At 62.0% G+C, this 8,275-nt stretch carries 7 protein-coding genes; 4 read left to right on the top strand and 3 right to left on the bottom strand.

Going from position 1 to position 8,275, the window contains the following annotated elements; genetic code table 11:
- The 3 genes from DBR18_RS21920 to DBR18_RS21910 all read right to left on the bottom strand — a co-directional run.
- Positions 1-1,165 (bottom strand): DUF4347 domain-containing protein (locus DBR18_RS21920; RefSeq protein ID WP_146188781.1); only part of this gene is annotated, 1,165 nt, incomplete at its 3' end.
- A gap of 54 nt (positions 1,166-1,219) precedes the next feature.
- A complete protein-coding gene (locus tag DBR18_RS21915; RefSeq protein ID WP_108591882.1) occupies positions 1,220-2,065 on the bottom strand; it encodes a sulfotransferase in 846 nt (281 codons plus the stop codon).
- A gap of 141 nt (positions 2,066-2,206) precedes the next feature.
- Positions 2,207-3,802, bottom strand: coding sequence for a glycosyltransferase family 39 protein (locus tag DBR18_RS21910; protein ID WP_108591881.1), 1,596 nt, complete (start codon positions 3,800-3,802; stop codon positions 2,207-2,209).
- Between the two features lie 228 nt (positions 3,803-4,030).
- Here DBR18_RS21910 and DBR18_RS21905 point away from each other — a divergent pair, with 228 nt between their 5' ends.
- From DBR18_RS21905 to DBR18_RS21890, 4 genes are all read left to right on the top strand, one after another.
- Entirely contained in the window at positions 4,031-4,618 is a 588-nt protein-coding gene (locus tag DBR18_RS21905) for a phage tail protein (RefSeq protein WP_108591880.1), read from the top strand.
- A gap of 54 nt (positions 4,619-4,672) precedes the next feature.
- Positions 4,673-4,984, top strand: coding sequence for a hypothetical protein (locus DBR18_RS21900; RefSeq protein WP_108591879.1), 312 nt, complete (start codon positions 4,673-4,675; stop codon positions 4,982-4,984).
- 200 nt (positions 4,985-5,184) lie between these two features.
- Positions 5,185-7,251 carry a type VI secretion system tip protein VgrG gene (locus DBR18_RS21895; RefSeq protein ID WP_108591878.1) on the top strand — a complete coding sequence of 689 codons (2,067 nt, stop codon included), beginning with the start codon at positions 5,185-5,187 and terminating at the stop codon, positions 7,249-7,251.
- Positions 7,248-8,105, top strand: coding sequence for a DUF4123 domain-containing protein (locus DBR18_RS21890; RefSeq protein WP_108591877.1), 858 nt, complete (start codon positions 7,248-7,250; stop codon positions 8,103-8,105). Before DBR18_RS21895 ends, DBR18_RS21890 begins: the two co-directional genes overlap by 4 nt.
- The last annotated feature ends 170 nt before the right edge of the window (positions 8,106-8,275 follow it).

The following is an 8,275-nucleotide window of genomic DNA, read 5'->3' as shown; positions in this document are numbered from 1 at the left end:
CCCCACCGCCGCCGCCGCCACCTGAAGCAGCGTTGGCCGTGACGATCACATTGTTCAGGGTGAGAGTGCCGGCGTTGAAAATCCCGCCGCCCATGGCGCCCGCCGCTATCGAGCCGCCGTTGCCACCGTTGCCGGCCACCAGGCCACGGGTAATCACCAGGCCATCAAGGGTGACGGTGCTGTTGGAGGCGATTTCCACCACGCGCGTCTTGTACTGACCATCGAGGGTCACGTCGGCGATGCCGTCGTTGTTCAGGTCGCCATCGACCGTGATGTTCTTGTTGATCAGCAGTTCTGAAGTCAGTTGCACGGTCATGCCGGAACTGAAGGTGACAATGTCGCCGTTCTGCGCCGACGCCAATGCGGCACGCAACGAGCCGACGCCGGTATTGAGGTTGTTGGTCGCCGTCCAGGTGGCGAGGCCCCACTGGTACTCGCTCATGGCTTTGCTCGACAGCACGTTGGTGCTCTCGATGGTGCCGGTGGCGATTTCCAGATCCCAGTCGCCGCCCACGCCGGTACGGTTGCTGGAAGCGGCAATGTCACGGCCGGTCATTTTCGCCAGTGAATAAACGAAGTTCAGCCCGCGATCGCCTTCGGCGGTGTAGCAGCCGTAGATCAGGATGTCGCCGCCGACGTTCATGTCCTTGCCGATTTGCGCCAGCACTTCACTGCGGGCCGCTACGTTGTCGGCCGACAGATAGCTGTTGCCCAGCCACAGGTCACCGGCATTGCCGTGGGCGATGATTTCTACGGTGCTGACATTCGAATGCTGATTGAGGTAGTCGGCAATCTGCTGCAGGCCGTCCTTGCTCGCGTCGAGTTTGACCACCTGAGTGCCAGGGGCGACGCCCTTGAGCAGGCTGTCGGCGTCCTTTACCCGGGCATCGACGAACACCACGCTCTGCCCCGGCACGGCGACCGGGCTGGCGGCCGGCGCGGCATCGGCCTGGCCGTGGGTGTCCTTGCTGGCGACTGGATGATCAGCGGTCGGCGCCTTGGCGGCGTCGGCGGTCGGGTGGCTGTCAGCCTGGGCGGCCGTGTCGGCCACGGTGGCTGCCACCGCGCCGTCGAACAGCATGCGCGGTTCCAGCGGCATGATCATGGGGGCGGCCAGCGACCGTGCACCGTCAGTTACCCGCGCTTGTTTCTTGCTCCACCACATGCTGCTCACCCGGACTCGAACACAGTTATTGACGCATCAATAAAAACGCCGCGATCAAGTGATCGCGGCGTCGGACTTCATACGAATGACATTGGCGGCGCTGGCTGAGCCATCGAGCCAAAATGACAAATCGGCGTATTGCTTGAACAGGTCAGGCGGCAAAATCGTGCGCCGCGACTGCAGGGCAACCCTGGGTTTGACCTTGTGCAGACCGGCCACGCCAAGGCCCTGATCGAATTCCGGAGCGTCGTAGGTCAGGTGTTCGAAATCGTGTTCGAACCACGGCTCGCCAATGAAATCATAGACCAGCCGCAGCACCCGCTCCGGGGCCTGAGTCAGCAAGTCGTAGTCGACGATCAGCAGCGAATCGGCGTGCTCGCCGTAATAGGCTTCCTTGAGCGCGGCCCAGGCAAAACCCACCAGACGATTGCGCTGGGCCAGGGTTTCGCAGCGGCTGTAGACGGTATTGCGCTCGACGGCATCGCCGAACAGCTTGGTGTTTTCATAGGGATTGGCGCGATACAGCCGTTCGAGGCTGTCCATCACCCAGGCGACATTGCGCACGCAGGCGATGACTCTGGCCTTGGGAAACAGGTCGCTGAGCGCCGGCAGCCGCGAACTCCATTGGCGGTTGGTGTCGAACACCACTGGTTTGTCGGCCTTGTCGGCGTAGTAGGAATCGAACAACCCGCGCAGCAGGCGACGGCGCATGGCGGTATCGATCACCGCGCCGAACTCGCTGCCGGCGCTGCATTGATCGAGGACACTGGAAAACAGGGAGCCGACCGGGCTGGTCATCCCGGCATGAAAGCGCGGGTTCTGCAAAAGAATCGCAGAAAGCAGGGTCGAACCTGAGCGCGGCAAGCCGGAGATAAAGTGGAACTGCTGCAATCCCTTCACCGTAATCGGAAGTCCTTTTGTCCGACAGAGCGTAGTCGAACAATAACCATCCGACTAGTGGTGTTTTGATATCAAATCGGAACAATTTGCCCGGAAAAAATCGAAAAACCGAATGACTCGCCTGATGAATCGTTTTAGCGCTTATCCCCCCGGTTTATCGGCACCTGACGCCATCACGTACAGGCGTGCATAGGCACCCCCTGCGTGCACTTCGCTGTGCCGCTGCCAGCCTGCGGGCAATGGCTCAAAGTCATTCGGCTCATCCAGGGTGCCGATCAGCCACACCCGGGTGCTGCCCTTGGGCAAATCGCCGAGGCGATCGAGGTAAACATCTTCGCTGATCAATGTGCCAAACCCGTAAGCGTTGGGACGCGTTGAACGTCCGTCGGCCGCCGGTGGCGTAAACAGACGAATCTGCGCGTCAGTGCGGTTGTAATAGATGTAACTGAGGTACCACGTCATGTCGCTGGTCACGATCCGGTCACCCTCGCTGAAATGCCGGTTGACGTAGTCGACCGTGACGCTGAACTGATCATTGCTGTCGACCGTGGCGTTGTTCTTCACGCCCACCAGTTCGACACCGACAAACAGCATCAGAATGGCCAGCGCCAGTACGCGAGAACCGGCGTACAACCGATCGATCGCCAACGCCACCAGCATCGGCAACCCCAGCGCATAGGCCGTCACATAACGCTCGATGAACACCGGCGAAATGAACGACACGCCAAACACCAGCAGGATCGGCACCACACTGTAGAACAGCAGCAACAGGCTGCCGCGAAACACACTGCGATCACGTCGCAGCGCAACGGCAATCACGGCCACCAGCGCCAGTGGCAAGAGTAGAAACAGCCACCCCGGCAAGGTCATGCCGTCATCCTGAATCAGCAACGACCAGACCATCGACGGCAATGAGCTCATGGTCACCGGATCTTCCCAGCCGATATCGTTACTGGCCTTGAGTTCCGGGATGTGTTGCAGCAGATCAAGCAGATTGGGCACCCACGGCAGGTACAGCAGCGCGATGCTCAGGTTCGCCAGCCACCAGGCCGGACGCTGAATATGCCGCAATCGATACCCCGGCTGCAGCCGCACTGCCGCCAGGTACGCCCAATGGCTGATCACGCAAAGCACGGTGAAGTAATGGGTATAGAACGCCGCCGTCATCAGCAGCGCATAGGCCACCAGATAGCGATGCCGCCGCGGTTGTCGAACCCAGTACACCAGCGCAATCGTCGCCCCGATCAGCCACATGCCAAGCAGCGAATACATGCGTACTTCCTGGCTGTAGCGCACGGCCGTGGGCAACAGCGCCAGCAGCAATCCGGCCAGCAGCGCGGCACGACGGGTGGCGAGCAGGTCCGCCAGCCACACACCCAGGCCAACCGTGATGATTCCCGGCAGCGCGCTCATCAAACGAATGGACAGCAGGCCGTCGCCGAACAGGCCGATCCAGCCGTGCAGCAACATGAAATACAACGGCGGATGCACATCGTGGGCGGCAAGCCCCCAGATCTCGGTCAGCGCAAACCGGCTCAACAGGACGCTGGAGCCTTCATCGAACCAGATCGCCGCCGCGGTCAGGTCATAAAAACGCACCGCCGCCGCCAGCAACATGATCGGCAACAGCCAGTGCTCCCTGGCCCAGCGAATCAGACGCAGGGCCACCAGCCATGCCCCCGGAACCGCACGCGGATCCTGCGTGTCGCCAACCGGCGTTTCTCTGTGTGCCGCCATTGCATCCTCTTGCTGTGCCGGAATTTCGCGAACGGATAGAGCCGAACCTGCCCGCCACTTTAGGTCAGCCGCAGCAGGGCCGTCGATGCCGATGTGTGCTTTCGCGACATCCGGCAACCCGGCCAATCCGGGTCTACGCTCTGGCGTGGCGAGACTTGGCCATGCCGGGCGAATACATCGACCCTTGACTGGCCCGCCGACAACCCAATCAGAAAGGATGAGGACTTTATGGACGTTTACATGGGCACTGTTCTGACGTTTGCCTTTCCCTATGCGCCAAGCGGATGGGCGCTGTGCAACGGTCAGCTGATGAACCTTTCGCAATATCAGGCGTTGTTTTCGTTACTCGGCACCCTCTATGGCGGCAATGGCGTCCAGACCTTCGCGCTGCCCAACCTGCAAAGCCGCCTGCCGGTCTGTCAGGGCAGCGGGCCGGGCCTGACACCGCGTGTGATGGGAGAAACCTCCGGCAGCGAACAAGTCACCGCCACCCTCAATAACCTGCCCAACCACACCCATACACTGGCTGGCGTGACGGCCAACACCACGGTGCAACTGGCCAACCCGGCGAGCAACCCGCTTGGTGCCCCCACCGCCACCAATGCCTACCTCGGCGCCTCGGGCACCGGCCCGGGCCTGGCGAACATCTTTTCCGATGCCCAGGGTACCTCGCCTGTGGCGCTCAAAGGCGCAGCGACCACCATCAGCGGCACCATCAGCCCCACTGGCAACGGCTTGCCGATGGCAATCATGAACCCCTATCTGGTGCTCAACTTCAGCATCGCCCTGCAGGGCATTTATCCTTCACGCAACTGACCGAACGCCGGGGGAGTCCACTCCCCCGGCGCCCAACCTGGCTGGAGCAAGACCATGCTGCAAACGGTTAAAAGCCAAAATTTCGAAGCGTTGCTCGGACGAATAGCCACCCTGCATCTACCCGACGGCAGCGCGTTGCAAGTCCACATCGGGCACCTTGAACACACCCCCTCGGCAAAGATGCGCTACAGCGAGCGCATACCGTTCAGCGTCGAGTTGAACAGCCTGGAACCCACCGGGTTTGTCGATGGCTTGTGTGCCCTTGAGTTGCCGGAGCTTGGGCGGGTGCAGGAAATCTTCGTCTCGCGGGTGCCGCCGATGGGACGGGATCCGCAACTGGCGTACTTCCACATTTCCTTCAACTGACCCGCCGGAATCTGCATCGACCAGTGATTTTGTAACCGCAGTTTGGGAAGCGTCTGACATCATTTCTTCAGTGGCCTTGTTAGCGTTGCACGAAACCGGCTCCAAGACGTTTGTTGCGCGCAAGACCAGGGAAGGTCGGCGTGCAAGCGTTGCATCGACGTCCAGGAGCCTGTGCCACGTCACAGGACAAGGAATAAAGGATGCCGACCGCCCATGCCTGCTTCAGCCTTTCGCTCAACGACTTTAAACACGACCTGCAAGTACTCTCCTTCACCGGCCACGAATCGATCAGCCAGCCTTATGCCTTCGATGTTGAACTGGTCAGCCAGCGAGCCGACCTGAGTCTCGAAGGCCTCATGCACCAACAGGCCTTCCTCGCGTTCGATCTCGAGGGCCATGGCATCCATGGGGTGGTCAATCGCATCGCCCGCGGTGATCGCGGCAAACGCCTGACGCGCTATAACCTGACCCTGGTTCCCCGTCTGGCCTATCTGCAACATCGCTGCAATCAGCGGATTTTCCAGCAGATGAGCGTGCCGCAAATCATCACCCGGATTCTCGCGGACAACGGCATTCACCGTGACCTGCACCGGTTTCATCTGGGGGCCGACTATCCACCTCGCGAGTACTGCGTGCAGGCGGAGTCGGATCTGCACTTCATCCAGCGGCTGTGTCAGGAAGAAGGCATTCACTACCACTTCCAGCACAGTCGCGAGAACCACCTGCTGGTGCTGGGCGACGACCAGACGGTATTCCCCAGGCTTGATCGTCCCACACCCTATCGCCAGGACAACGGCATGGTTGCCCAGACACCAGCGATCAGGGCCTTTGAGGTACGCATGGAAACCCGCCCCACGGCTTCCGTGCGGCGTGACCACGACTTTCGCAAGGCCCGGTTTGCGCTGGAGGCAACCCACCGCCCCGACAGCGACGCAGACCGTCCGGCACTTGAAGACTACCGCTACCCAGGGCACTTCACCGATGGCGCGCGGGGCAAGCAACTGACCCGCCGCGCCCTGGAAAGCCATCGCGCCGACCACTTGCAGGCCTGCGGCGACAGCGACCAGCCAAGTCTGGTATCAGGCCACTTCCTGCCGATCACCGAACACTTTTGCAAGGAGACCAATGACCTGTGGCTGCTCACTGAGGTGAACCATCGCGGCAAGCAGCCCGCCGTGCTCCAGGAGACGCTGAGCGGTGATCCCGGCGCGGCGGCTGATGGTTTTGTCGAGGGTTACCGCAACGACTTTGTCGCCACACCGTGGGATGTGATCTATCGCCCACCGCAACGCTGGCAGAAGCCGCGAATCGTGGGCAGCCAGACTGCGGTGGTCACAGGTCCGGTCGATGAAGAGATCCATTGCGATGCGTTCGGGCGCATCAAGGTGCAGTTCTATTGGGACCGCGAAGGCCAGCACGACGACCACAGCAGTTGCTGGCTGCGGCTGGCCTCGAACTGGGCGGGCAGCGCCCACGGCAGCGTGACCCTGCCCCGGGTCGGCATGGAAGTGCTGGTCAGTTTTCTCGAGGGTGACCCCGACCACCCGGTAGTCAGCGGCTGCCTGATCAACAGCGCCAACCCGGCGCCCTATGCGCTGCCGGAACACAAGACCCGCAGCGTGTTTCGCTCGCGCAGTTCACCGGACAACGGCGGTTTCAACGAATTGCACGTGGAAGATCGCGCCGGCCGCGAGCTGATCTATTTGCGCGCCCAGCGCGACCTCGAACACAAGGTTGAGCACGACAGTCGCCTGGACGTCGGCAACGAACGCCACGAAACCATCAAGGGCCACAGCATCAGCGTGCTGCAGGCCGAAGACCAGCGCACCGTGCACGGCGACCGCAAAACCCGGCTCCATGCCAGCGACCACTTGCACGTCAGCGCAGACAGTCACAGCCGTGTCGATCAGTTGCAGGTGATCGAAGCCGGTCGGCAGATCCACCTCAATGCCGGCGATCACCTGGTGCTCAACGCCGGCAAAAGTATCAGCATCACGGTCGGTGGCGAACACCTGGTGATCGGTCATGGCGGGATTTTCAGCAGCAGCGCCATTCAGGTTGGCGGCAGTCCCATGGCGGTTTCATCGGCGCGGGTCTCGATGCCTGATGGCGTCGACAACCTGACAGCGCCGCCACCGTTGCCAGCCGTGCTGGCGCCCACGCAACTGGCACTGCTGGCGGCCAGCAATGCCATGGGCACAACATTCTGCCCACTGTGTGAAGCCTGCCGCGATGGCGTTTGCCTGCCACGGGAGAACGCCGCATGAACGACGCCTTCCCGCGCCGCTGGATGAGCGGCCAATTCGCTTCAGGCCATGGCCTGTATCTGCTGCTCGACTCGCAACTGCCACAACGGAAAATCCGTCAGTTGCTGCTGCAAACCAGCGACTTCGAGCATTACCGCATTCTCTACCAGGACACCCACGCCGCCCAACTGGCGGACAACGGGCCGTTCGTCTTCGCCCTTGACCGGCATGACGACAAACGCATCGCGCCACTGCTCGCCAGCCCCGAGGACAACTGGGGGTGGCTGTTCAGCCTGCCGCAGACATGCCTGCCGGCGTGGGTCGAACACTGGCAGCAACGGCTGATCGTCGGCGCTGCGCCGCATCAGGCGCTGTACCGGTTTCACGACAACCGCGTGCTGGCCCGCACCCTCGCGCACTTGCCGGCCGACGCCATCGCCGCCTATCTCGGACCTGCCCCGAGCGTGTGCTATTGGGAAGGCACGCAGTGGCAAAGCACCGACAACCCCGCACCCGGACACTATCAGCTACCGGACGCGCCGCTCTGGCTGCAAATACCTGAGCCCCCGGAGCAGACGCGCGGCATCCGCCAGCTCAATGCTCACCGCTACCTGCTCACCGAACACGAACAGGCCTACGCCAACCTCGCCCGCACACAACCACCGCAAACCTGGCTGAGTGAACGCCTGGCGCAGGCGGATGACTGGGGTTGGCAGACGCCGCAGCAGCTGGAGTTTCTGCTGACCCAAAGCCTGCGAGCGCCTGCCCATGACCTTGAGGCGCAGTGGCAAGTGCGTCCGGGGGAAACGCCGCAGGAGCATTTTGAACGGGTGCTCTGGGGGGTGAAGGCTGCAGATGGAGAGGCGGGACTTTGAAACGGTTTATTCGCAGTGCGGGGTTGGCTGGCTGTGTGGGGATGGTGGCGGGTTGCGGTGCGGGGGCGCCCAACAGCTTCACCTTCACGGCTGATCTGCCGCCGGGGTTCGCCTATGAAGCCATCGCCAAATACGTGCCCGCAAAAGGAGAAACCTGCACCGTCCCGGAC

It is taken from the genome of Pseudomonas sp. HMWF021 (genome assembly GCF_003061005.1).
Classification (GTDB): Bacteria; Pseudomonadota; Gammaproteobacteria; order Pseudomonadales; family Pseudomonadaceae; genus Aquipseudomonas.
Note: the sequence above shows the minus strand (reverse complement) of the source record. Positions and strands in the feature narration are given on the sequence as shown.

Coding starts and splice junctions, on each gene's coding strand:
- DBR18_RS21895 (WP_108591878.1), top strand. CDS start 5,185: ATGCCGACCGCCCATGCCTGCTTCAGCCTTTCGCTCAACGACTTTAAA.
- DBR18_RS21905 (WP_108591880.1), top strand. CDS start 4,031: ATGGACGTTTACATGGGCACTGTTCTGACGTTTGCCTTTCCCTATGCG.
- DBR18_RS21890 (WP_108591877.1), top strand. CDS start 7,248: ATGAACGACGCCTTCCCGCGCCGCTGGATGAGCGGCCAATTCGCTTCA.
- DBR18_RS21900 (WP_108591879.1), top strand. CDS start 4,673: ATGCTGCAAACGGTTAAAAGCCAAAATTTCGAAGCGTTGCTCGGACGA.
- DBR18_RS21910 (WP_108591881.1), bottom strand. CDS start 3,802: ATGGCGGCACACAGAGAAACGCCGGTTGGCGACACGCAGGATCCGCGT.